A 21803-nucleotide genomic window follows, 5' to 3' on the forward strand; every position below is an offset into this window, starting at 1 on the left:
CGCGCGCCCGGTCCGCTCAGGATTCGGGCGCGCCGCAGCCCCGCCCCGGCGTTCCGCCGTGCGGGGCCTCGATATCGAGAATGTCGCCTGGGCGGGCGCCGTAGGCATCGTGCAGCGCCGCGAGCATCAGATCCGCGGCGATGCCCGTGTCGGGCGGCGATCCCAGCTCCACGAGGCGCGCGAAGTTCTCCGCCGGGTCCGCCTGGACGTATCCGAGCGCCGCCAGAGCCTGCCGTGCCGTCGCATCCAGCCGCAGGCGCCTTCGGCCGGGTGGCCCGTAGGCGCCCGACGCGGCCTCGCAGAACATCCGCGTATCCCGATCCTGGAAGATGCACTGGACGTAGCGCTGCGCCTGTCCGTGCGGCGCGACGACGATGAAGCGGTCGCGCGAGACGTCGACCGGCCCGCGCCTGTGGATGGCGTCGAGACGCTCCGCGACGGCGCAGCGGTGCTCGCGGATGAACGGCGCGCGCGTACCCGGATCGCCAGCCGCGGCCGGCGCGGCGAGCGCGGGACTGGTCGCCAAGACGAGCATCGCCGAGATCCTGTACATCGCGTGCTCCACGCTGCGCGGGGCGGGCCGCAGTCCCGTCGCGGGAAGACGAACCGGCTGGGCGCCGAGTCGACCCAGGAGAAAATTCAGCACGGATTTGTGTCGCGCAGGTAACGCGATGTTCATCGCATCTCCGATTCCGCCACATCATCCGGTGGACCGGCGGTCGCCATTAAGGAACGATTAGGCAGGACCGCGCCTCAATCCTTCGATCACAGGATCGCAGGAGACCGGCGATGGAGATCCGAACGCTGACATCCACGACGCCGGGGCCGCAGGGCCTCGACGCGCTCGGAGCGACGGCCGCCGCCGCCGTGACCCAGCAGGCGCCCGAGCCCGAGACGTCCGCCAAGCCGCTCGAGCCCGCGGTGAAGCTCGACATCGGCACGAACGGCGGCAAGGCGCGGTACATCCAGGATCCGGACACCAGCTCGATCGTGTTCCAGGTGGTCGATCCGTCGTCCGGCAACGTGATCGACCAGCTCCCGAGCGAGACCGCCCTGCGCAATCGCGCCTACGATTCCGCCCGCAGCACGCAGGGTTCGCAGAGCGGCAGCCTCTCCCGCGTCGCCTGAGCGGAGTCGCTCAGGCGCGCAGCCGGCGGACCGAGTCATCGACCGGCGGCGCGGCCAGGCCGAACTGCGCCAGCGGCAGGATCTCCACCGGCGCGTCCCGCCGCGCGACGAGCACGCTGTTCTCGGCGACCGTCGTCCAAGTGCCGTGATCCCGGTCGAGCGGCTCCGAGGCGACGACCACGCCGCCCTCCGAAGCGCGGTAGTAGAGCGAGTTCGCCTTGTCGTTCGCGGCGTAGCGGAACGCGTAGAGATCGCGCCCGTCGGCCAGCGCCGCGGTGAACCGGAACGGATGCGGCCCGGCGAGATCCGTGAGGCGCGCGAGCGCGCGCGCCGTCGCCTCGACAGGATCGCGGCGCGGCCCCGGTCCCATCAGGCCGCAGCCCAGAAGCCCGAGGAAGATCGCTTCGGAATCGGTGGTCCCCGCGCGCGACGGGTACAGCTCGTCCGGGATCAGCGCCTCGACCGGGCGCCGCAGGCGGCTCCAGTCGCCGATATAGCCGTTGTGCATGAACAGCCACGGGCCGCAGGCGAAGGGATGGCAGTTCGGCCGGGTGATCGGCGTGCCGGTCGCGGCGCGCACGTGCGCGAAGAACAGGTGCGAGTGCAAGTGCCGGCACAGGTAGCGCAGGTTGTCGTCCGACCAGGCGGGCTGGACCTCGCGGTACCGGCCGGGCTCCGGGTGATCGCCGTACCAGCCGAGCCCGAACCCGTCGCCGTTGGTCGCCGCGGTCGATTCGAGCGCCGCGATGCTCTGCGAGACGAGGCTGTGGGACGGCTCGGTGACGTAGTGCTCCAGCGGGATGGTGCGTCCCGCATAGGCGATCCAGCGGCACATCGACGGGCTTCTCCGGGTGTCTGTCGACCGGCTGATCCGGGACGATCGTGGACAAAGCGCGGCACCTTGAGCGCGCGGTCGATCACGATCCGTCGCGAAAGGCGTGCCGCGGCCCGTCTCAGACGCCGTGCGTCTGGAGCCAGCTCTCCAGGAGGGCCACCTGCCAGAGCTTCGAGTTGCCCTTGGGCGTCAGCGTGCCGTCGGGATCGGCGAGCAGATGATCGACGTAGGCGCGGTTGAAGATGCCACGCGCGCGCGCCTCGGGCCGGTCCAGCACGTCGCGGACGTAGTCGAGGAACGTGCCGCGGATGTGCTTCAGCGCCGGAACGGGGAAATACCCCTTCTCGCGGTCGATCACCTCGGCCGGGACGATCGTCCGCGCGGCCTCCTTGAGGATGTACTTGCCGCCGTCCCGGACCTTGAGCTCCGCCGGGATGCGGGCCGCCAGCTCGACGAGGTCATGGTCGAGGAACGGCACCCGCGCCTCGAGGCCGCAGGCCATCGTCATGTTGTCGACCCGCTTGACCGGATCGTCGACCATCATGACCTCTTGGTCGAGTTGCAGAGTCTTGTCGATGGCGCTGTCGCTCCGCGAGTTCGCGAAGAAGGTCGCGATGTAGTCGGTGCTGTGGTCGCCGCCGACCATGTCGGGCGTCAGGGCCTCCCGCATCTCGGCATGGTCGCGGTCGAAATACGCTTTCGCGTAGTCGGCGACCGGGTCCGTCGAGCCCATCAGCTTCGGATACCAGTGATAGCCGCCGAACACTTCGTCGGCGCCCTGCCCGCTCTGGATCACCGTCACGTGCTTGGCGACCTCCTGCGAGAGCAGGAGGAAGGCCACCGCGTCGTGGCTCATCTGCGGCTCCGACATCGCCGCGATGGCCGCGGGCAGTGCCTCCAGCGTCCGGGTGCCGTCGACCGCGAGCTTCGTGTGGTCGGTGGCGAAGGTCTCGGCGATGATGTCGGAGTACCTGAACTCGTCGCCCTCCACGCCGTTCACCGCGTCGAAGCCCACCGAGAAGGTCTTCAGTCCGCGCTGCCCGCCGCGCGCCAGCAGGGCAACGAGCAGCGAGCTGTCCAGGCCGCCCGAGAGAAGGACACCCGTCGGGACGTCGGCGACCTGACGGCGCTCGACGGCGGTGCCGAGGGCCTCGAGGACGGCCTCGCGCCAGTCCGCCTCGGTCCGGCCACGGTCGGCCGCGCGGGGGCCGATCGCCAGGGTCCAGTAGGTCGACGCGTGCCGCGTCCCGTCCCGCTCGATCGTCAGGATCGTCGCCGGTGGCAGCTTGCGCACGCCCTTGAGGATGGTGAGCGGGGCCGGGACGCCCGCGTGCCAGCTCATGTAGTGGTGGAGCGCGACCGGATCGACCGCGGTATCGACGTCTCCGGCGGCGAGCAGGGCCGGGAGCGACGAGGCGAAGCGGAAGCGGCCCTTCGACTCGCTGTAATAGAGCGGCTTCACGCCGAGCCGGTCGCGCGCCAGCACGACTCGCCCGGAATCCCGCTCCAGGATCGCGAAGGCGAACATGCCGGCGAAGCGCTCGACGCAGGCAGGTCCCCAGGCGTGGAAGGCCTTGAGCACCACTTCGGTGTCGCTCGTCGAGAAGAACGCGTAGCCCTTCGCCTCGAGTTCGGCGCGCAGCGCGCGGAAATTGTAGATGCAGCCGTTGAACACGATCGCGAGCCCGAGGGCAGGATCGATCATGGGCTGCTGCCCGGCCTCGGACAGGTCGATGATCTTGAGCCTGCGATGGCCGAAAACGACCCGGCCGGAACCGAAGAGCCCCGCTGCGTCGGGCCCGCGCGGCCGCAGAGATCCCATCATCGCGTCGACGGCGGCGGGGTCCGCCGGCCGGTCGAAGCAGATCTCGCCGCAGATTCCGCACATGGTGTCAGCAGGGTCTCGGTCCGGCGCCACGCGCGCTTCTTGGAGCGAAACGGCTCGCGCGCCGCGGCGTTCCGCCGACCCGGCCGGGACGCCGCGCCGGGCTCACGCGGGGCCGCCCAGGGATCACGACCATGAGATGCCGGACCCGTTTGACGCCATCGCCGTGGAACTGCTAGACCATGGCCGTACATGAGCGCACGGCGCCGTTCGGAGTTCGCGCTCCGCGACAGACCTTATCCGTGCCGACCATGTCGGCGGGCGTAGTTCAGTGGTAGAACGTCAGCTTCCCAAGCTGAATGTCGTCGGTTCGATCCCGATCGCCCGCTCCAATCCTCATAAGCACTTCGTAGGGGACCGTGGTACGCTGACAGGCGAGCGTACCACCAGCGTACCACCGTCAGCCGAATCAACGCTCGCTTCCGCGTTGTCCGAGCGCACGCGAACTGCCACGCTGCCGGGACGACGACCCTCACCTGACTTGGCCGGTATTTTGGCCCGGGCCGAGTGGGAGGCTACTGCATGGTAGCGGCCATGGGTAGCCGGAAGGCCAGATCTGGGAAGCTGACAGGCGCAGGTGGCCGATAGCCAAGCGACGAGCGCGGTCGGACGCGGTTGTAGGTGGATTGCCACAGACCAATCACGACCTGCGCCTCCTTCAGCGAGTCGAAGATCTCTTGGCGTAGGCACTCGTCGCGCAGCCTACCGTTGAAGCTCTCACAGTAGACGTTCTCCCACGGCGATCCCGGTGCGATGTACTGGATCTGCGAGCCAGCTTTGGCGACCCACTGGCGCAGCGCCTTCGAGATCATCTCGGGGCCGCTATCGCAGCGGATGTGCTCCGGGATGCCGTGCAGGCACATGGCGTCGGCCAGTGCCTCGATCACACCGAGGCTGTTGATCCGCCGCGCCACCTTCAGCGCGAGGCACGCCCGGCTGTGCTCGTCGATCAGCGTCAGGATGGGCAAGGTCCGGCCGTCGTGCGTCTGGGCCTGCACGAAGTCGAAGCTCCAGACGTGGTTGCGGCGGAGCGGGCGCAGCCGTTTGCCCGAGCCGTCGTTCAGCCAAAGCCGGCCGCGCGGCCGATGCTTCTGCGGGACCTTCAGCCCCTCGCGACGCCAGATGCCCTCATCCTGAGGTTCTCGAAGGATGAACCCGGTCCTTGCCCACCTGCCACCCTGCCGCCTGCAGCAGCGCGGTGACGCGGCGATAGCCATAGCGCCCGTACTCGGACGCCAGGGCGATGATGGCGCGGGTCAGCTCATCCTCGTCCGCCAACAAGGTCGGCACGTAGCGTTGCGTGCCGCGGTGCTGACCGACGATCCGGCAGGCGTGACGTTCGGAAGAGACCGTACTTCTCCCGGATCCCGTCCACCGCCTGCCGGCGTCGCTCGGGGGCTACAAGTTTCCCGAGGCGACGTCCGCCAGCACCTGATCCTCCAAGGATAGATCGGCTACCAGCCGCCGCAGCCGCGCGTTCTCGCGCTCCAGGCTCTTCATCTTCCTGGCCTGATCGACTTGGAGACCGCCGTACTCCTTGCGCCAGCGGTAATAGCTCTGCTCGGAGATCTCCGCCTCCTTGCACGCCAGCGCCAAGCTCTTGCCCTGGGTCGTCTGCACCTCGATCTGGCGCAGCTTCAGCACCACCTGCTCCGCACTCGTCTTCTGGCCTCGCCCCATGTTCAACTCCCTCGGTCCCAACTGATCCTCTCAATCAGGCCGGTCCAAAGCCAGCCGGTCAGGTCAGTCCAACCGGCAGGCTTCGCTTGGATTCATAGACGTTCGGCCGGGAGATCTGGCCGGCTACCGGGACGTCATGAGGCGCCATATCGGACCCGCCGCCGGCAGGCTCGTCGCGTCCGGCCGGTTCAGAACGTTCCGGGCCATGGAGACGGCTGTCGTGCTGTTTCAGGACCCCGCCCTCAGAACGGGGCGGAACCAGATCCACCTTTGCGAGGTCGATGCCGCCAGCTTCAGGGGGTTTGGCCGAGAATTGGACGCCCTCACCGACAGCGATGCCCCGGAAGGCGGCTTCGCGGGTGTCTTCGCGGATCTCGCTCCGATGCGCACGATCCCCCGGTAAACCTTCAATGACATAGTGGTGGAGGCCGACCTGAGTCTTGCGCGGCAAGCCGCCGGTTCAAGGAGTTGGTGAGAGCCGCAGAGTGGCCGAGGTGGGTGGTTTCCGGAATGTCAGCTTTCTGACGCGGATCTGGAAAAGCTGCCGCTGCACGGGGCGGACCTCAGCCATCGGCCGTCGTTCGCTGGCTCAGGTGAGGGCTGCGAGCTTCAGCGCATGGTCTCGGATGTCCGGTGGCCATGCCGTCATGCGCGCGGCAAAGCCGTTGGCATCCCCGGCGAAAAGCGCCCGGATCACCTCCTCAAACCCGGGCAGATCGCCAGCCAACGCCGAAAGGAAGCGGTAGGCGGCCTCTCTCGCGGCCTTCATCAGGGTCTGCCTACCATCTGCCCGCCGCGCTTCATCAACGAGGCGCCGCAACGCTTGCGATGCACCTCCTGGCTGGGATGCAAGCCACTCCCACTGACGGGGAAGCAGCGTCACCTCGCGGGCGATGACCCCGAGTTTCGGGCGACCTCGGCTTCTTGGCGCACCATCAGGATCCGTTCGGCCCTCAACGGTGCTCGTAGCGTCTCCCGCATTCGCGGGTTCGGCGAACTGTGCGGTGATGTCCGCCTCTGTTCCGCGCAGATCGAGGTCGATGACGGAGCCCGACCTGTCGTCGAAGGTCAGGATCGGATCGCCTTCTTCCGCCGCCCGCGCTTTCACGGCGAGAGCCACGTCGATCAAGCGACCGCTGGCGAGCCGCTGCACACCCGCGAACGCGGTGAACGTCCTGATTGGGTCTTCAGGCATGGCGCCTCCATCCTCTCCACCTTAGCCGGATCGACCACTTGATGTCAATTTTACCCGGGTGATATTGCGTCACCGGGGTGCCTTCGATAGCGTCGCCGCCAAGCTGTGAGGGCACATGATGAGAATGGAAGACCGAAAGGCGGCCGTGAGCGCCTACAAGAAGCGAGACGTCGACAGCGGCATCTACGCTGTCCACTGCATGGCCTCCGGTGAGGTTTGGGTCGGCGGCGCGCCCGACCTGTCCAAGATCCAGAACCGCCTCTGGTTCACGCTCCGGCAGGGCACGAACACGCACCGTTCGCTCCAGACCGCGTGGAATGCGCATGGAGCCGAGGCGTTCAGCTTCGAGATCGTCGAGCGGTTGGACGCTGAAGAGATCGCGTACGTCCGTGACCGGGTGATGAGGGAGCGCCTTATCCAGTGGGCGGAGCAACTCCGGGCCGTCCGGATATGAGCTCGGAACTTAGGTCAGCCAATGTGGCGGCCAACGGCATCACCCTGGCCTACGACAGCTTCGGCGACGGGGCGGCTGACACGATCCTCCTGATCGCTGGGCTCGGTACGCAGATGATCCGCTGGACGGACGCCTTCTGCCTTGAGTTGGTGACGCGCGGCTTCCGCGTCGTGCGGTTCGATAACCGGGACACGGGACGCTCAACCCACTTCGCTGAGCATGGCGCGATGGACTTTGCGACCTTGGCCTCGGCGCTCACTGAGGGACGGCGGCCGGAACTCGCCTACACGCTCGACGACATGGCCTCGGACGCGCTCGGTCTGCTCGATGCCCTGTCCATCCGCCGAGCCCACATTGTCGGCCGCTCGATGGGCGGCATGATCGCCCAGATCCTGGCGAGCGAGCACCCGTCTCGTGTGCTCTCGGTCGCCTCAATCATGTCGACCACGGGAAATCCGGACCTGCCGCCGGCAGGGCCTGACGTCATGACGATGTTGATGCGCCCCGCCCCCGATCCCGCCTTGGACGAGGCTGGTTTCCTCGATCACGGCGTTGCCTTCGCGCGGCGCATTGCGGGTACGGCACATCCATTCGACGAAGAGGCCCACCGTGCTCTCCTCTGGGAGGAAGTTCGGCGAGGCCGTGCGCCGGGTGGGTTCGGACGCCAGATCGCAGCGGTTGGATTAGCTGGCGACCGCCGGTCACGGCTCGCCGCGATCACGGCGCCCACCCTTGTTGTTCATGGGACAGAGGATCCTCTGTTTCCGCCTGCCTGCGGCGAGGACACCGCGGCCGCGATCCCGAATGCGGAGATGATGTTGATCCCCGGGATGGGGCACGATCTGCCGCCATTCCTGTACCGGACCATTGCCGATGCAATTGAGCGAACCGCTTGCCGTTCAAGCATCTCGATTTCGGGACTGTAGAAGGGCCTGCATCCACAGGTTCAAGCGACCGCTTTTAAGAAGGCTGTTGTGCCGTCCCTTTGGCGATAGTGGGTCGATAGCCGGCCGTCCACTTATTTGTCAGATGGGCTTCAGGGCAACGGATTCGTTGTAGCGAGTATAATCGCGGAAACCGCGCACAGCCTTGAGCAACCCCCCACAATATCTGCTGCCAGTCATTGCGCCTTCAAATATTCTCATCCCGCTTCGGCATAGGGAGTTCCCGCTGCCGCGCCCGCGGCGGCTTGGAAACCACGATCGATCAGACGAAGAAAGGCGCGACCGGCAGCCGCGGCGTCGCCGGGCGTTTCCGCCACCTTGTACCCTTCGAAGAAGGCGACGCTCCACGTCGCCACGAGCAAGCCCGCCACCAGATGCGCGTCGGGATCGTCCGCGGGTCGATCAACCGCCTCTGCCATCATCTCTGCCAAAACGCGCGTGAACTCGCTGCACATCTGGCGGGCGCGCGCCTTCAGCGCCTCGCTGGCCAGTGCCGTCGCCACGAACCTCAGCGACGCACCGAAAAGCGGGAGGAGAGGGTTCCGGTCCTCGATACAACGATGAGCGAGCAAGCGCAGTGCCGTGACCGGGCTTGCTCCCTCATCCCGCCCGTGGATGGCCGCGGCCACCATTCCGCGTACCTCATCCTCACGATCGAAGAACATGTCCTCCTTGCGAGGGAAGTGATTGAATACAGTCATGCGGCCGACATCGGCGGCCTCCGCGATCTCGTCGACCGTCACCCGGTCGAAGCCGTGCTCCATGAACAGACGCGTGGCTGCATCGGAGATGGCTTGGCGCGTCGCCAGCCGCTTCCGGGTGCGCCTGTCCAGCATGGGGCTTGCCTGATCCTGCACGTCTATATATACTCAGTATAGTTTCATATCAAGATCATTCTGAGGTGACGGCATGCCAGCGTCAACCGTGATATCCGGTGCGTCCTCCACCGAAACGCAAGCCGCACTCGTCAGCGGCGCGAGCTTCGCCGGCTTGACCACAGCATTCTGGCTGAACCAGCTTGGATACCGCGTCACGGTCGTTGAGGTCGCACCGGGTCTGCGGCGCGGCGGGACGCCCGTCGACATCGAGGGCGAGACAATCGCAATCCTGACACGCATGGGCTTGATGGACGCTGTTAGCGCTCGAACGCTTCCCCCTCGACGCTTCGCCTTCAAGGATGCGGAAAACGCAACGCTGGGCGATATGGCCCACCACCCAGACGATGAGGGGGGGCCGCGCTACGAGATCCACCGCGACGACCTGTTGGATGTTCTGTGCGGCGCGATCGAGGGCGATGTGGAACTGCGGTTCAACCGTTCGATCGTGGCGATTGAAGAGCGTCCGGAGACGGTGTCGGCGACGTTCAGCGACGGCAGTCAGCACGAATTCGCACTGATATGTGGTTGCGATGGAAATCGCTCCAATACGCGCAGACTGGCGTTTGGCGACGGTGAGCAGTTCACCCATTTCATGGGCGGATATTTCTACCTCAAAGTCGTGCCAGACACCGGACTGCTCGAACCGAACAGCTCGGAGCTTTTTGCCATTCCTGGGCGGATGGCGATGCTGAACGGCTATGACGATCGTACAGATATTGGCTTCGGGTTTCGCACAGCCGGTGAGATCGAATACGACTACCGGAACAAGGATCAGCAACGTCGCCTGATCAGGGAAAATTTTTCCGGTCTGAAATGGAAGGTACCGGATATGCTCGCTCGTATGGGCGAGGACAACGACTTCTATTTTGATCGTATCAGCCAGATCAGGATGCCGACGTGGTCTCACGGGCGCATCGTTCTTGTCGGCGACGCAGGCTATTGCGTGTCCCCGTTCGCAGGCCTCGGTGGCTCGATGGCCATCATCGGCGCGGGAAGGCTGGCCGACGCCCTGGCGCGGCATCCGGACAACCATGCCGCCGCATTTCACGCTTATGAGGAAGGGCTACGGCCGTTCGTTGAGCAAGTACAAGAACGGGCCGCGATCGATAGCATACAGATGCTATTTCCCGGCGACGATGGCGAAATGGCAGAGCGAGATCGTAAGCTGGCCATCGGTGACATCGGCGTTTGACGGCCGCTTTGGAGAAGCTCCGACGGCAGTCCCACTGGCCCAGTTGGGTCGCATGCGGGCCGTCCGCTCGGGGTCGAAACCGGCTGCCCCTAACCCGGCAAACTGGCCCGAAGGCCATACTTCAGGGCAGACCACTCCAGTGGGGGCGGATCACCCTGGCGCGGTCTGTCGGACGAGACCCAAGACCGGATCGGCGTCGTCGCCACCGATATGGTGTTTCAAGCCTTCGTGTCCGGCGACGCCTTCGGCCCGAAGGATCAGCCGGTGCCGGGCCGTAGCAAGCGGGCGCAGACGATCCGCGGCGAGGCGAGCGATGCTTCCTGCCGCCGGCTGACCGAGCTGCACACTGTCATTGAGGACGTGCTGCCGGTCCTGTTCGGCTCAGCCGGCCAGAACCCAGAATGGGCGGTGGCGATGGGTGCGAAGCGATGAGCCTACGCGGCCGCCAGGATGACGCGACACCTCTACCGGCGGCTCGGTTCGAGATCAGCCCCCGGCGCGGCCTGCGCCGCGAAGAATCGGCCCGCTACGTCGGCGTCAGCCCCTCGAAATTCGACGAGATGGTCCGGGACGGCCGAATGCCGAAGCCGAAACGGATCGACGGGTGCGTGGTCTGGGACCTCCGGCGTCTCGACTTGGCGTGGGACGCTCTCGGCGGCGATGATGCAGGCCACAACCCGTGGGACTGAACTCCGTGGTCAGCATCGATCTGCCGTTCGTCGTCGCCGACACCGATCGACACGGCAACGTCCGGTACTACTTCCGCAGACGGCCTGAGAAGAAGGTGCGCCTCCATGGCAAGCCCGGCTCCGCCGAGTTCCAGAAGGCCTACGAGGCAGCTCGCGACCGGGCGTCTGAGGTCACGCCGGCGAAGGGCGGCCGCCCGGCCGCTGGCTCGTTCATCGACGTGTCGCAGCGCTACATCGCAAGCCCGACCTTCAAGAAGCTCGATGCCTCGACACAGGGCTGGCAGAAGCGCGCACTGAACGAGATCGCCGCCAGCGACAAGGGCACGGCATCGGTCGCGCTGATGCAGCCGCGCCATGTGCGGCGCCTGCGCGACGAGAAGGCCGAGACACCGGCCGCCGCCAACACGATGCTCAAGGCGCTCCGGGCCATGTTCCAATGGGCCATGGAGGAGGACATCGTTGACGCAGATCCAACGCGGGATGTGAAGCGCGCTCAGTACGTCACCAAAGGGCACCACACCTGGACACTGGACGAGGTCGACCAGTTTGAGCGTCGGCACCCGCTCGGCTCGAAGCCACGGCTAGCCTTCGCGCTACTGCTCTACACGGCCTGCCGGCGCGAGGACGCGACGCGCCTTGGCCCTCAGCACATCCGCGATGGCCGCCTGCGCTACATCCAGGCCAAGAACGAGCACCGCAAGCCCATCTCGGTCGACGTGCCGGTGTTTCCCGATCTGGCCGAGGCGATCGCCGCCCTGCCCTCCTCGCACCTGACCTTCCTAGTCACGGACTACGGCAAGCCGTTCTCGGTGGCGGGATTCGGCAACCGCTTCCGCGAGTGGTGCGATCAGGCCGGGCTCCCGCACTGCTCGGCACACGGCCTGCGAAAAGCGACAGCGGCGCGACTCGCCGAGCGCGGGTGCACGCCGCACGAGATCATGGCGGTCACGGGCCATCAGACGCTGGAAGAGGTGGAGCGGTACACGCGCGAGGCCCAGCGTGCGGGGCTCGCCGACAGTGCCTGGAAGCGCTTCGCCGCGGGGCGTCGTGGTCCCACCGCGGAGGCGGGTGAAGGTCCCACTTCCGGTAAACCACTGGCAGAGATGAATAAAAATGCGCCGGTGGCGCTCCCAAGGGGAATCGAACCCCTGTTTTCGCCGTGAGAGGGCGACGTCCTAGACCGCTAGACGATGGGAGCTTTCCGGCGGCGCGGGGCTGCTATAGCCACCACTCGGCGGGGGAGCAAGTGCCTTCGTCAGGAAATCCGCCGCGGCGGGTCAGATCGGGGGCGAATAGCGGTCGTGGTGGACAACGTGCAGGACGAGCGGGCCGGGATCGTGGCCGAGGGAGGCGTGCGGCTCGACCGGGCGCTGGTCGCGCTGTTCCCGGATCTATCCCGGGCTCGGCTGCAGGATCTGATCCGCACCGGCAGGGTTCAGCGGGACGGTCTCCCGGCGCTCGACCCGGCCGCCAAGGTCGCCGCGGGCGCGCGCATCGTGCTCACGGTGCCCCCGGCAGCCCCGGCGGAGCCGGTGGCCGAGGCCGCGGATCTGCCGATCGTCCACGAGGACGACGACCTGATCGTCATCGACAAGCCCGCCGGCCTCGTGGTCCATCCCGCCCCGGGCCACGAGAGCGGCACGCTGGTCAACGCCCTGATCGCCCATTGCGGGGCCAGCCTGTCGGGCATCGGCGGCGTCCGCCGGCCCGGCATCGTCCACCGCCTCGACAAGGACACGAGCGGCCTGATCGTCGTCGCCAAGAACGACGTGGCCCACCAGGGCCTCACCGCCCAGTTCGCCGATCACGGCCGGTCCGGACCGCTGGAACGCGCCTACGCCGCCGTGGTCTGGGGCCTGCCCCAGCCGCGGGCCGGGACGATCCAGGCAAGCCTCGCGCGGTCGCGCTTCCACCGGGAGAAGATCGCCGTCGTCTCGGACGCGAGCGGGCGCCACGCCGTCACCCACTACGCCGTAGCCGAGGCGTATCGCGAGGCCGCCCTCGTAAGGTGCCGCCTGGAGACGGGCCGCACCCACCAGATTCGCGTGCATCTCGCCCATCGCGGACACCCCCTGCTCGGGGACACGGTCTACGGCGGCGCCTTCCGGACCAAGGCGGCCCGCCTGACGCCGGAGGCCCGCGCCGCCCTCGCGGCGCTCGGGCGCCAGGCACTCCACGCGGAACTGCTCGGCTTCAGCCACCCGCGGACCGGCGCGACGCTGCGGTTCGAGAGCCCGCTACCGCCCGATATGGCCGCGCTGGTGCAGGCGCTGAGGGCGGAAGAGGACGGGCCGCCGCGCCCGTAACCGCCGCGTCGCGGCGTGCGAAAGATCACGCCGTACCGCGTCACATCGTGACATGGTACGACCAAAATCGCCGGTGGCGCGTTGTTGACGACGTGGGTGTCATCGACCGCGACCGGCTCCCCGGCGTCCCGTACGAGATGGGGGGCCGGCAGGGTCGGCTCAAGAGCGGCCCGAGTGGACGGCACTGTTGTCCGTCGCGTCCGCCCGACAGGGGGACATAAGGTCCAGGAGAATGCCATGGCCGGTACGCTGCCCGTGCTCGCCAACGAAGGTGGCCTCTCGCGCTACCTCGACGAGATTCGCAAGTTCCCGATGCTGGAGCCGTCGGAAGAGTTCACGCTGGCGAAGGCCTGGCGCGACGCCGGCGACCGCGAGGCCGCGCACCGGCTCGTGACGTCGCACCTGCGCCTGGTCGCCAAGATCGCCATGGGCTACCGCGGCTACGGCCTGCCGATCGGCGAAGTCGTGTCGGAGGGCAATGTCGGCCTCATGCAGGCGGTCAAGCGCTTCGATCCCGACAAGGGCTTCCGTCTGGCCACCTACGCGATGTGGTGGATCAAGGCGGCGATCCAGGAATACATCCTGCGCTCGTGGTCGCTCGTGAAGATGGGCACGACCGCGAACCAGAAGAAGCTGTTCTTCAACCTGCGCAAGGCGAAGGGCAAGATCTCGGCCCTCGACGAGGGTGACCTCAAGCCCGATCAGGTGAAGCAGATCGCCACCCGTCTCGGCGTGCCCGAGCAGGACGTGATCGACATGAACCGGCGCCTGTCCGGCGACACGTCGCTCAACGCGCCCCTGCGCGAGGAGGGCGAGGGCGAGTGGCAGGACTGGCTCGTGGACAGCAGCCCGAGCCAGGAGACCGTGCTGGCGCGGGAGCAGGAGGGTCAGAACCGCCTCTCCGCGCTCAAGGACGCCCTCGGTGTGCTCAATCCGCGCGAGCGCCGCATCTTCGAGGCCCGGCGCCTCGCCGAGGACCCGATCACCCTGGAGGATCTCTCCGGCGAGTTCGGCGTGTCCCGCGAACGCGTCCGGCAGATCGAGGTCCGCGCCTTCGAGAAGGTGCAGGAAGCGGTCAAGCGCAACATCGCGAGCCGCGAGCTGCCCCGGACCGGCATCGAGGCCCGCTGAGCCGCGCGCCCGGCGAGCGACGCGCCGGGCCCGCCGGTTCGGGTCGGGGCTCGGACGGCGGGTGCCGTCGAGCGATCACTGCCAGGCGTCGAAGGCGTTCTGCATCACCTGGGCGCCGGCGGCGCCCTTCTCGAAGGTCAGGACCGCCCGGCGGCCGGACGTGTAGCGCAGGGCGATGTCGAACCAGTTCCGGTGGAGGAGCAGGTCGGTGTTGCGCTCGACGTCGTTCTGCAGCGACGACAGGCCGATCAGGAACAGGTTGTCGCGTACCCGAACCGGCAGGCCCGAGACCGGCGAGCCGCGGGCGCTCTGCTCGTCCTTGGCCTGGAGCAACCCGACATCTTGGACGGTTCTGGACGCGGCGTTGCTGCCGCTCTGGCTGAAGGCCAAGCTCACCGTGTGGGAGGCCGGCAGGGTCGCGTCGAGATTGCGCTGGATGGTCATCACCAGCGTCAGGCCGGCATCCGGGATGGTCACGGTGGCGACGACGGCGTTCTGGACCGGCTGCCCCTGATCCCCGTTGACGGTCTCGAGCCGCCACGTCACCCGCCCCGGCGTCACGGTCGGCTGACCGCCCTCGGCCCCCGTCGCCTCCTCGACGAGTTCCGCCCTCTGCGCGACCGCGACGCCCGCGTCGGCCGGCGCGGGCGTGGCCGCGGCCCGTGCCGGCGCACCGTTCTCGACGCGCGTCGGGGCCTTGGGGGCCGGGGCGGCGTCGCCGCCGACCCGGTCGCCGAACTTGGTCTCGCCTTCCGGCTGCTGCGTGTCCGCGGTCTCCGTGCCGCTCGACGGCAGGTTCTGCGGCCGGTCGCGCAGCAGGAAGGCCGCGACGGCGATCAGGCCGATCACCACAGCCAGGACACCGCCCACGAAGACGTTGCGCAGCACGCGCGACCGACCGGTGCGCGGGGGGACCACCTCGATCCGCGGACGCTGACGCCCGCCCGCGCCCTCGGCCGCCTCGGCGTCAGGGTCCTCGACGGCGGGCACCTCGGCGCCGGACGTCTCGGCGCCGGACGTCTCGGCGACCAGCGGGGCCGTGTCGGGCGCGGCCGTCTGCGGCGTGCCCGGACGGGGCGGCGCGATCGGGATCGGTGCCTCGCGCGGCCCGTCCGCGGCCTCCCGATCCCCGTCGCGGGCCGCCACCGCGAACGGCGGCTTCGCCGACGGGAGGATGGGCGCCAGCGCGGGACCGGATCCCGGCTCCGGCGGGGACGGCTCCGGGATCTCCGGCTCCGTCGCCGCGGGGACGATCGGCTCTGGGATGGCGGGCTCTGGCGCGGCGGGTGCGGGCACGGCCGGTGCTGATGGCGGCGCCGAAACCGTGGCCGGAGCGGGCGCCCCGGGCGCCTGCGCGGCATCGTTGGCGGGGGCCGGGAGGCCGCCGTGATCGACCTCGAGCCGCTCGATCGCGGCGTCGAGCGCCCGACGCTCGAGATCGATATCGGCCTCCGACAGCGGCGGATCGAGGGAGCGCAGCTGGCTGATCAGGGCGTTGCGCGCGCGGTCGTAGACCGCCTTGCGCAGGGCGGGCGTTCGGTCCGGCAGCGCGTCGAGCGCGCGCGCCAGAAGCGGGTAGTAATCGGCCATGATACTCTGGTCCGCCCCTTCGGCCGCCGTCCGGCAAAGCCGGTCGGAGGCCGGGGACCGAGGTCCGCGCCCGCCCGACAGGTCCGGTCGCGGCCGTCGGCCGGTTTGTCGTATCCCGCCGCGCGGGATCAGGGCCCGCGCGCCGGTTGCCTTCGAGACGGCGGGCGGATCGCGATACGGACCGCCCGGCCGCCAGCCCGTTCTAGATCAAGCCCGCGCGGACTGGATACAGGCAGGGCCGCCGAAAACACGCGTCGTCAACGGGATAGCGCGCGAAGGGTCAATCCTCGAACGGGTTGTGCATGAGGATCGTGTCGTCGCGCTCGGGCGAGGTCGACAGCAGCGCCACCGGCGCCCCGATCAGCTCCTCGATCCGGCGCACGTACTTGATCGCCTGCGCGGGCAGATCCGCCCAGGACCGGGCCCCCGCGGTCGTCTCCGACCAGCCCGGGATCACCTCGTAGACCGGCTCGATCCGGGCCTGCGCGGCCTGGCTCGCCGGCAGATGGTCGATCGGCTGGCCGTCCAGCAGGTAGCCGGTGCAGACGCGGATCTCTTCGAAGCCGTCGAGGATGTCGAGCTTGGTCAGCGCGATGCCGTGGATGCCGGAGGTCCGGACCGTCTGGCGCACCAGCACGGCGTCGAACCAGCCGCAGCGGCGCTTGCGCCCGGTATTGACGCCGAACTCGCGCCCGCGGCTGCCGATGGTCTCGCCGATCTCGTCGAACAGCTCGGTGGGGAACGGTCCCTCGCCGACGCGGGTCGTGTACGCCTTGGCGATGCCCAGGACGTAGCCGATCGCGCCCGGGCCGAGGCCCGAGCCCGTCGCCGCCTGCGCGGCAACGATATTGGAGGAGGTCACGAACGGGTAAGTGCCGTGGTCGACGTCGAGCAGCGCGCCCTGCGCGCCCTCGAACAGGATGCGCTTGCCGGCCCGGCGCTCCTCGTCGAGCAGCGACCACACGGTGTCGGCGAAGGGCAGGATCTTCGGCGCGATCGCCTTCAGCTCGGTCAGCAGCGCCTCGGCGTTGACCTCGTCGATCCCGAGGCCGCGCCGAAGGGCGTTGTGGTGGGTCAGCACGCGCTCGATCTTGGCCGGCAGCGCGTCGGGGTCGGCGAGGTCGACGACCCGGATCGCGCGGCGGCCGACCTTGTCCTCGTAGGCCGGCCCGATGCCGCGCTTGGTCGTGCCGATCTTCAGTCCGGCATTGGCCGTCTCGCGGAAATGATCCAGCTCGCGGTGGAGGGGAAGGATCAGCGTCGCGTTGTCGGCGATCCGCAGGGAGGACGGCGAGACGTCCACGCCCTGCGCCTTGATCCGCTCGATCTCGTCGATCAGGTGCCAGGGATCGACCACGACACCGTTGCCGATGACCGAGAGCTTGCCGCCGCGGACGACGCCCGACGGCAGCAGCGCCAGCTTGTAGGTCACGCCGTCGATGACGAGCGTGTGGCCGGCGTTATGGCCGCCCTGGAAACGGACCACGATGTCGGCCTGCTCGGAGAGCCAGTCGACGATCTTGCCCTTGCCCTCGTCGCCCCACTGGGCGCCCACAACGACGACGTTGGCCATGCCTGCCTGCTTACCCGCGACGGAAACCGGGACGGCGCCGCCCACGGGTGCAGGCAACGTACGTCGTGAGCCGTTTCCGCGATCCGGGCAACGAAATCAAGCAAGGGGCCGCATGTTCGGACCGCATGGCGGTCGGCCGGAGCCGGTCACGACCGGCTTACTTGGCCTCGGTACCGGGGTCGCGACCGGGCAGTTCGTGCGGCTTGATCACCGGCATGGAGCCGGACTGATCGGGCTTCACCACAGTGCCGGTCGTGCCGGAATCCGGCGGCTTGATCACGCCGTCGTTCTTCTGGAGCTTGTCGCTGAGCGACTGGTCCTGCGGCGGCGCGTCCGCGTTCGGGCGAACGCGCTCGGGCGGCGCCGGGGCCGGACTGGTCGTCTGGGCGCCGGCGGGTACTGCCGCGACGGTCGCCGCCAAGGTCGTCGCGAGGGCGGCGAGCAGGGTCTTGTTCGGCACGAGGGCCTCCCCGGTTCGAGACACGAATTCGGGGAGGAACAGTCGGAGACGGGATCCGTTCCTGTCCGCGATCGGGTCCGACGTCCCGTCCTGTGGACCGGATCCGGCGGCCTCAACCCTGGCGGGCGGCCTCGATGTAGAGCTCGCGCAGGCGCCGGGTCAGCGCGCCCGGCCGCCCCTCGCCGATTGACCGCCCGTCGATCTCGACGACCGGCATCACGAAGGCGGAGGCGCTGGTGTAGAAGGCCTCCTGGGCCGCGTAGACCTCGTCCACCGGGATCAGCCGCTCCTCGATGCGCAGGTCGGCCTCCTGCGCGAGGCGCAACACCGAGGCCCGGGTGATGCCCGGCAGGAGCGCCGTGGAGAGCGGCCGGGTCACGAGCACGCGGTCGCGGCCGATGATGAACGCGGTCGAGGAGGAGCCCTCGGTGACCGCGCCGTCCTCGACCATCCAGGCCTCAGCGACGCCGGCCTCGGCCGCCTGCTGCTTGGCGAGCACCTGCGCCAGCAGGGCCACCGACTTGATGTCCCGCCGCTTCCAGCGCAGGTCCTCGACGGTGATCACCCGGGCGCCGCTCTCGGCGAGCGGGTTGGCGAGCACGGTCTTGGCCTGCGTGAACATCACCACGGTGGGCTCGGTGCCGGCCTTAGGGAAGGCGAAGTCGCGCTCGGCCACCCCGCGGGTCACCTGCATGTAGACGAGCCCCTCGCTGACGCCGTTGCGGGCGACGAGCTCGGTCTGCAGGCGCTCCCAGCCCGCCGCGTCGTGCGGGTTGCGGATGCCGATCTCGCCGAGCGAGCGGTCGAGGCGCACGAGGTGCGCGGCGTTGTCGACGAGCTTGCCGTCGATGATCGCCGAGACCTCGTAGATGCCGTCGGCGAACAGGAAGCCGCGGTCCATGATCGGCACGCGCGCCTCCTCGTAGGGAAGGAACTGGCCGTTGAGGTAGACGATGCGGGGAGCGGTCACGGGGAGCTGTCCTGTGTTCGGCGCGGGCCCGGAAACGCGGGCCCGCGAGCGCGGGTCGAAGCAGGAATCGTGCGGAGTCTCAGCGGTCGCCGAAGACCCGCCCGAAGATCGTGTCCACGTGCTTGAAGTGGTAGCCGAGATCGAAGCACGCCTCGATCTGCTCGGCCGGGAGCGCCGCGGCGACCTCCGGGTCCGCCTTGAGCAGCGCCAGGAAATCGCCCTCGCCGCGCCAGACCGGCATCGCGTTGCGCTGGACCAGCCGGTAGGAATCCTCGCGGGAGACCCCGGCCTGGGTCAGCGCCAGCAGCACGCGCTGCGAGTGGATCAGGCCGCCGAGCCGGTCGAGGTTCTTCTGCATGTTGGCCGGGTAGACCAGCAGCTTCTCCATCACCCCGGTCATCCGCGCCAGGGCGAAGTCGAGGGTGACGGTGGCGTCGGGGCCGATCATCCGCTCCACCGACGAGTGGGAGATGTCGCGCTCGTGCCAGAGGGCGACGTTCTCCAGGGCCGGGGTGACGTAGCCGCGCACCATCCGGGCGAGGCCCGTGATGTTCTCGGTGAGGACCGGGTTGCGCTTGTGCGGCATCGCCGAGGAGCCCTTCTGGCCCTCGGAGAAGAACTCCTCCGCCTCGAGGACCTCGGTGCGCTGGAGGTGCCGGATCTCGATCGCCAGCCGCTCCAGCGACGAGGCGACGACGCCGAGGGTCGCGAAGAACATCGCGTGCCGGTCGCGTGGGATCACCTGGGTCGAGACCGGCTCGGCGGTCAGGCCCATCTTCTCGGCGACGTACTGCTCCACCCGCGGGTCGATGTTGGCGAACGTGCCGACCGCGCCCGAGATCGCGCAGGTGGCGACCTCCTCGCGGGCCGCGACGAGGCGGCGGCGGTTGCGCTCGAACTCGGCGTAGGCCTGGGCGAGCTTCAGACCGAAGGTGACCGGCTCGGCGTGGATGCCGTGCGACCGGCCGATGGTCGGGGTGAGCTTGTGCTCCAGGGCCCGGGTCTTCAGGGCGGAGAGCAGCGAGTCGACGTCGGCGATCAGGATATCGGCGGCCCGCACCAATTGCACGTTGAGGCAGGTGTCGAGCACGTCCGAAGAGGTCATGCCCTGGTGGACGAAGCGCGCCTCGGGACCGACGATCTCGGCGAGGTGGGTCAGGAAGGCGATGACGTCGTGCTTCGTCACCGCCTCGATCGCGTCGATGCGGGCGACGTCGAAGACCGCGTCCTTGCCCTTGGTCCAGATCGTCTCGGCCGCCGCCTTCGGCACGACACCGATCTCGGCGAGCGCCGTGGTGGCGTGGGCCTCGATCTCGAACCAGATCCGGAAGCGGCTCTCGGGCGACCAGATCGCCGTCATCGCGGGGCGGCTATAGCGGGGGATCATGGGGGCCTCGGCACGGTCCGGATTGCGTGCGTGGCCGGTAGCATGCGCCGGGCCGGCCGCTCAATGCGCATCGGGCATGCCGGGACGGCAACCGACGTGAAACGCGCGCCGCACCGGGCTCAGTCGATCCGCACCCAGCCCTGGCCCATCAGCCGTTCCTGCGGCCGGAAGCGGGACTTGTAGTCCATCTTGCGCGAGCCCTCGACCCAGTAGCCGAGATAGAGGTAGGGCAGCCCGAGCGCGCGAGCCCGGCGGATGTGGTCGAGAATCATGAAGGTCCCGGGCGAGCGCGCGGCCTCCGCGGGATCGTAGAACGAGTAGACCATCGACAGGCCGTCCGAGAGGACGTCCGTCAGGCAGAACGCGAGCGGCGGTCCGGAGCCGCGGCCGGTGATCGCCGTGTCCGGCCCGTGCCGGCGATACGACACGAGGTGCGTGTCGACGTGGCTGTCCTCGACCATCATGGCGTAGTCGAGCACGGTCATGTCGACCATGCCGCCGTCGCCGTGCCGGGCGTCGAGGTAGCGGCGGAACAGGGCGTACTGCTCGGAGGCGGGCCGGTTCGGCTCCGGCGTACCGACCCAGTCGGCGCTGCGCGCCAGGATGCGCCGCTGGCTGGCGCTCGGCTCGAACTCGTCGACCACCACGCGGACCGAGACGCAGGCCCGGCACGTCTCGCAGGCCGGCCGGTACGCGATGGTCTGCGAGCGGCGGAAACCGCCCTGGGTCAGGATCTCGTTCAGGTCGCGGGCGCGCCGTCCGACCAAGTGGGTGAAGACCTTCCGCTCCTCCTGCCCCGGCAGGTAGGGGCACGGCGAGGGGGCGGTGAGGTAGAATTGCGGTGTGTCGCGCGGGTGGCTGGTCACGCTTCTCACAGACCCTGCGCCGGGTTCATCCTCGCGGCGCCGGCGTGACAGTGTACAGGCGACCGGCCGGGGCTCAATGGCCCGGCCGGTCGCACCGTCAGATTTTCATCAGCGGAATCGCGGCTCAGCGCGCGTGGACGACGGCGAGGCCGAGGAGCAGGTCGTGCCCGAGGCGGCGGTCGGAGCGCACGAGCCCGAACGCGATGTCGACGCACCAGAGCAGGAAGGTCGAGATCGCCACGTAGAACAGCAGCGCGTGGACCGCGGCCGTGATGACGTCGACCCGCGCGCCGCTCTCGGGCGCGACGGTCCGCAGGCCCATCATCCGCTGGCCGATCGTGCTCTGTTTCGGCCCGCCCACCGTGATCGCGCTGTAGATAATGCCGCTCGCCGGAAGGACCGCGAACAGCGTCCAGCCGAGGCCGAAGGTGACCACCCCGATCACGGTGATCGCGAGGGTCAGCAGGGCCGTGAAGCCGAAGATGAACAGGATGTCGAGGAGATAGGCGACCGTCCGGCCACCCAGACTCGCCCGCACGAACGGGATCGGCAACGCGGTGGCGTAGCCGGGCGCTTCGAAGCGCTGCGCGTATCCGGGTTGTGGGTTCTGCATGGTGTCGCGTCCTGCAAGCGAGGCTGC

The 21803-nt window shown here is 68.7% G+C and carries 23 protein-coding genes, 2 tRNA genes and 1 pseudogene; 10 read left to right on the forward strand and 16 right to left on the reverse strand.

Annotated elements, in window-relative coordinates; genetic code table 11:
• Nucleotides 1–16 precede the first annotated feature (16 nt).
• A complete protein-coding gene (locus tag H288_RS33515) occupies nt 17–535 on the reverse strand; it encodes a hypothetical protein (protein WP_158684211.1) in 519 nt (172 codons plus the stop codon).
• 254 nt (nt 536–789) lie between these two features.
• On the opposite strand from H288_RS33515, the gene H288_RS0112010 reads away from it, so the two are divergent.
• Nucleotides 790–1128: a flagellar protein FlaG gene (locus H288_RS0112010; protein ID WP_020092829.1), complete on the forward strand. Its 339-nt coding sequence runs from the start codon at nt 790–792 to the stop codon at nt 1126–1128.
• 10 nt (nt 1129–1138) lie between these two features.
• Here H288_RS0112010 and H288_RS0112015 read toward each other — a convergent pair whose 3' ends face one another.
• On the reverse strand, nt 1139–1963 hold the full coding sequence (locus tag H288_RS0112015) for a class II glutamine amidotransferase (protein ID WP_020092830.1): 825 nt from the start codon (nt 1961–1963) through the stop codon (nt 1139–1141).
• A 118-nt stretch (nt 1964–2081) separates the two neighbouring features.
• The gene (locus H288_RS0112020; protein ID WP_020092831.1) at nt 2082–3851 is read right to left on the reverse strand and encodes an N-acetylglutaminylglutamine amidotransferase; all 1770 of its coding nucleotides are present in this window, start codon (nt 3849–3851) and stop codon (nt 2082–2084) included.
• A 254-nt stretch (nt 3852–4105) separates the two neighbouring features.
• On the opposite strand from H288_RS0112020, the gene H288_RS0112025 reads away from it, so the two are divergent.
• Nucleotides 4106–4180 (forward strand) — tRNA-Gly (locus H288_RS0112025).
• A 183-nt stretch (nt 4181–4363) separates the two neighbouring features.
• Here the strand turns inward: H288_RS0112025 and H288_RS32315 are convergent.
• The 3 genes and pseudogenes from H288_RS32315 to H288_RS0112045 form a co-directional block, all read right to left on the reverse strand.
• Nucleotides 4364–5528: pseudogene (locus tag H288_RS32315) on the reverse strand (IS3 family transposase).
• A 58-nt stretch (nt 5529–5586) separates the two neighbouring features.
• On the reverse strand, nt 5587–5979 hold the full coding sequence (locus H288_RS35110; protein ID WP_128083336.1) for a hypothetical protein: 393 nt from the start codon (nt 5977–5979) through the stop codon (nt 5587–5589).
• Between the two features lie 138 nt (nt 5980–6117).
• The gene (locus H288_RS0112045; RefSeq protein WP_020092834.1) at nt 6118–6723 is read right to left on the reverse strand and encodes a DUF2239 family protein; all 606 of its coding nucleotides are present in this window, start codon (nt 6721–6723) and stop codon (nt 6118–6120) included.
• A gap of 118 nt (nt 6724–6841) precedes the next feature.
• On the opposite strand from H288_RS0112045, the gene H288_RS0112050 reads away from it, so the two are divergent.
• Together H288_RS0112050 and H288_RS0112055 are read left to right on the forward strand one after the other, a co-directional pair.
• Nucleotides 6842–7177: a GIY-YIG nuclease family protein gene (locus tag H288_RS0112050; RefSeq protein WP_026604874.1), complete on the forward strand. Its 336-nt coding sequence runs from the start codon at nt 6842–6844 to the stop codon at nt 7175–7177.
• A 23-nt stretch (nt 7178–7200) separates the two neighbouring features.
• On the forward strand, nt 7201–8103 hold the full coding sequence (locus H288_RS0112055) for an alpha/beta hydrolase (protein WP_020092836.1): 903 nt from the start codon (nt 7201–7203) through the stop codon (nt 8101–8103).
• A 215-nt stretch (nt 8104–8318) separates the two neighbouring features.
• Here the strand turns inward: H288_RS0112055 and H288_RS0112060 are convergent, their stop codons facing one another.
• Entirely contained in the window at nt 8319–8957 is a 639-nt protein-coding gene (locus H288_RS0112060) for a TetR/AcrR family transcriptional regulator (RefSeq protein ID WP_020092837.1), read from the reverse strand.
• Nucleotides 8958–9030: 73 nt separating this feature from the next.
• Between H288_RS0112060 and H288_RS32320 the strand changes: the two genes are divergently transcribed.
• The 3 genes from H288_RS32320 (at nt 9031) to H288_RS32325 (ending at nt 10880) form a co-directional block, all read left to right on the forward strand.
• Nucleotides 9031–10191: an FAD-dependent monooxygenase gene (locus H288_RS32320; RefSeq protein ID WP_020092838.1), complete on the forward strand. Its 1161-nt coding sequence runs from the start codon at nt 9031–9033 to the stop codon at nt 10189–10191.
• Between the two features lie 228 nt (nt 10192–10419).
• A complete protein-coding gene (locus tag H288_RS0112070; RefSeq protein ID WP_158684212.1) occupies nt 10420–10623 on the forward strand; it encodes a hypothetical protein in 204 nt (67 codons plus the stop codon).
• Nucleotides 10620–10880, forward strand: coding sequence for a hypothetical protein (locus H288_RS32325; RefSeq protein WP_020092840.1), 261 nt, complete (start codon nt 10620–10622; stop codon nt 10878–10880). Before H288_RS0112070 ends, H288_RS32325 begins: the two co-directional genes overlap by 4 nt.
• 229 nt (nt 10881–11109) lie before the next feature.
• On the opposite strand, the gene H288_RS35925 is transcribed toward H288_RS32325, so the two are convergent.
• On the reverse strand, nt 11110–11295 hold the full coding sequence (locus H288_RS35925; RefSeq protein WP_234082252.1) for a hypothetical protein: 186 nt from the start codon (nt 11293–11295) through the stop codon (nt 11110–11112).
• 28 nt (nt 11296–11323) lie between these two features.
• Between H288_RS35925 and H288_RS35930 the strand changes: the two genes are divergently transcribed.
• Entirely contained in the window at nt 11324–12043 is a 720-nt protein-coding gene (locus H288_RS35930) for a tyrosine-type recombinase/integrase (RefSeq protein WP_234082963.1), read from the forward strand.
• Here the strand turns inward: H288_RS35930 and H288_RS0112090 are convergent.
• A tRNA-Glu gene (locus H288_RS0112090) sits at nt 12003–12078 on the reverse strand. The two genes, H288_RS35930 and H288_RS0112090, sit on opposite strands and share 41 nt — an antisense overlap.
• Before the next feature lie 103 nt (nt 12079–12181).
• On the opposite strand from H288_RS0112090, the gene H288_RS0112095 reads away from it, so the two are divergent.
• Complete coding sequence (locus tag H288_RS0112095) at nt 12182–13186, forward strand: RluA family pseudouridine synthase (protein ID WP_020092841.1); 1005 nt, start codon at nt 12182–12184, stop codon at nt 13184–13186.
• 237 nt (nt 13187–13423) lie between these two features.
• The gene (gene rpoH, locus H288_RS0112100; protein ID WP_020092842.1) at nt 13424–14317 is read left to right on the forward strand and encodes an RNA polymerase sigma factor RpoH; all 894 of its coding nucleotides are present in this window, start codon (nt 13424–13426) and stop codon (nt 14315–14317) included.
• A gap of 75 nt (nt 14318–14392) precedes the next feature.
• Here rpoH and H288_RS0112105 read toward each other — a convergent pair whose 3' ends face one another.
• From H288_RS0112105 to H288_RS0112135, 7 genes are all read right to left on the reverse strand, one after another.
• A complete protein-coding gene (locus H288_RS0112105) occupies nt 14393–15907 on the reverse strand; it encodes a hypothetical protein (RefSeq protein WP_020092843.1) in 1515 nt (504 codons plus the stop codon).
• 280 nt (nt 15908–16187) lie between these two features.
• Nucleotides 16188–17480 (reverse strand): adenylosuccinate synthase, encoded by a 1293-nt coding sequence (locus H288_RS0112110; protein ID WP_020092844.1) that lies wholly within the window; start codon nt 17478–17480, stop codon nt 16188–16190.
• Nucleotides 17481–17637: 157 nt separating this feature from the next.
• Nucleotides 17638–17940, reverse strand: a complete 303-nt coding sequence (locus H288_RS0112115) for a hypothetical protein (protein ID WP_020092845.1) — start codon at nt 17938–17940, stop codon at nt 17638–17640.
• 112 nt (nt 17941–18052) lie between these two features.
• The gene (locus H288_RS0112120; protein WP_020092846.1) at nt 18053–18910 is read right to left on the reverse strand and encodes a D-amino-acid transaminase; all 858 of its coding nucleotides are present in this window, start codon (nt 18908–18910) and stop codon (nt 18053–18055) included.
• A 79-nt stretch (nt 18911–18989) separates the two neighbouring features.
• The gene (purB, locus tag H288_RS0112125; protein WP_026604876.1) at nt 18990–20297 is read right to left on the reverse strand and encodes an adenylosuccinate lyase; all 1308 of its coding nucleotides are present in this window, start codon (nt 20295–20297) and stop codon (nt 18990–18992) included.
• Nucleotides 20298–20416: 119 nt separating this feature from the next.
• The gene (locus H288_RS0112130) at nt 20417–21163 is read right to left on the reverse strand and encodes an arginyltransferase (RefSeq protein ID WP_020092848.1); all 747 of its coding nucleotides are present in this window, start codon (nt 21161–21163) and stop codon (nt 20417–20419) included.
• A gap of 124 nt (nt 21164–21287) precedes the next feature.
• A complete protein-coding gene (locus H288_RS0112135; RefSeq protein WP_020092849.1) occupies nt 21288–21776 on the reverse strand; it encodes an RDD family protein in 489 nt (162 codons plus the stop codon).
• Nucleotides 21777–21803: the final 27 nt, after the last annotated feature.

Origin of the sequence: Methylobacterium sp. 285MFTsu5.1, assembly GCF_000383455.1 — a bacterium.
Taxonomy (GTDB): Bacteria; Pseudomonadota; Alphaproteobacteria; order Rhizobiales; family Beijerinckiaceae; genus Methylobacterium.

Excerpts from the sequence above, each read along its gene's own strand:
- H288_RS33515 (WP_158684211.1), bottom strand. The coding sequence starts at position 535 with ATGCTCGTCTTGGCGACCAGTCCCGCGCTCGCCGCGCCGGCCGCGGCT.
- H288_RS0112010 (WP_020092829.1), top strand. The coding sequence starts at position 790 with ATGGAGATCCGAACGCTGACATCCACGACGCCGGGGCCGCAGGGCCTC.
- H288_RS0112015 (WP_020092830.1), bottom strand. The coding sequence starts at position 1,963 with ATGTGCCGCTGGATCGCCTATGCGGGACGCACCATCCCGCTGGAGCAC.
- H288_RS0112020 (WP_020092831.1), bottom strand. The coding sequence starts at position 3,851 with ATGTGCGGAATCTGCGGCGAGATCTGCTTCGACCGGCCGGCGGACCCC.
- H288_RS0112045 (WP_020092834.1), bottom strand. The coding sequence starts at position 6,723 with ATGCCTGAAGACCCAATCAGGACGTTCACCGCGTTCGCGGGTGTGCAG.
- H288_RS0112050 (WP_026604874.1), top strand. The coding sequence starts at position 6,842 with ATGAGAATGGAAGACCGAAAGGCGGCCGTGAGCGCCTACAAGAAGCGA.
- H288_RS0112060 (WP_020092837.1), bottom strand. The coding sequence starts at position 8,957 with ATGCTGGACAGGCGCACCCGGAAGCGGCTGGCGACGCGCCAAGCCATC.
- H288_RS32320 (WP_020092838.1), top strand. The coding sequence starts at position 9,031 with ATGCCAGCGTCAACCGTGATATCCGGTGCGTCCTCCACCGAAACGCAA.
- H288_RS32325 (WP_020092840.1), top strand. The coding sequence starts at position 10,620 with ATGAGCCTACGCGGCCGCCAGGATGACGCGACACCTCTACCGGCGGCT.
- H288_RS35930 (WP_234082963.1), top strand. The coding sequence starts at position 11,324 with ATGGAGGAGGACATCGTTGACGCAGATCCAACGCGGGATGTGAAGCGC.
- rpoH (WP_020092842.1), top strand. The coding sequence starts at position 13,424 with ATGGCCGGTACGCTGCCCGTGCTCGCCAACGAAGGTGGCCTCTCGCGC.
- H288_RS0112105 (WP_020092843.1), bottom strand. The coding sequence starts at position 15,907 with ATGGCCGATTACTACCCGCTTCTGGCGCGCGCGCTCGACGCGCTGCCG.
- H288_RS0112110 (WP_020092844.1), bottom strand. The coding sequence starts at position 17,480 with ATGGCCAACGTCGTCGTTGTGGGCGCCCAGTGGGGCGACGAGGGCAAG.
- purB (WP_026604876.1), bottom strand. The coding sequence starts at position 20,297 with ATGATCCCCCGCTATAGCCGCCCCGCGATGACGGCGATCTGGTCGCCC.
- H288_RS0112135 (WP_020092849.1), bottom strand. The coding sequence starts at position 21,776 with ATGCAGAACCCACAACCCGGATACGCGCAGCGCTTCGAAGCGCCCGGC.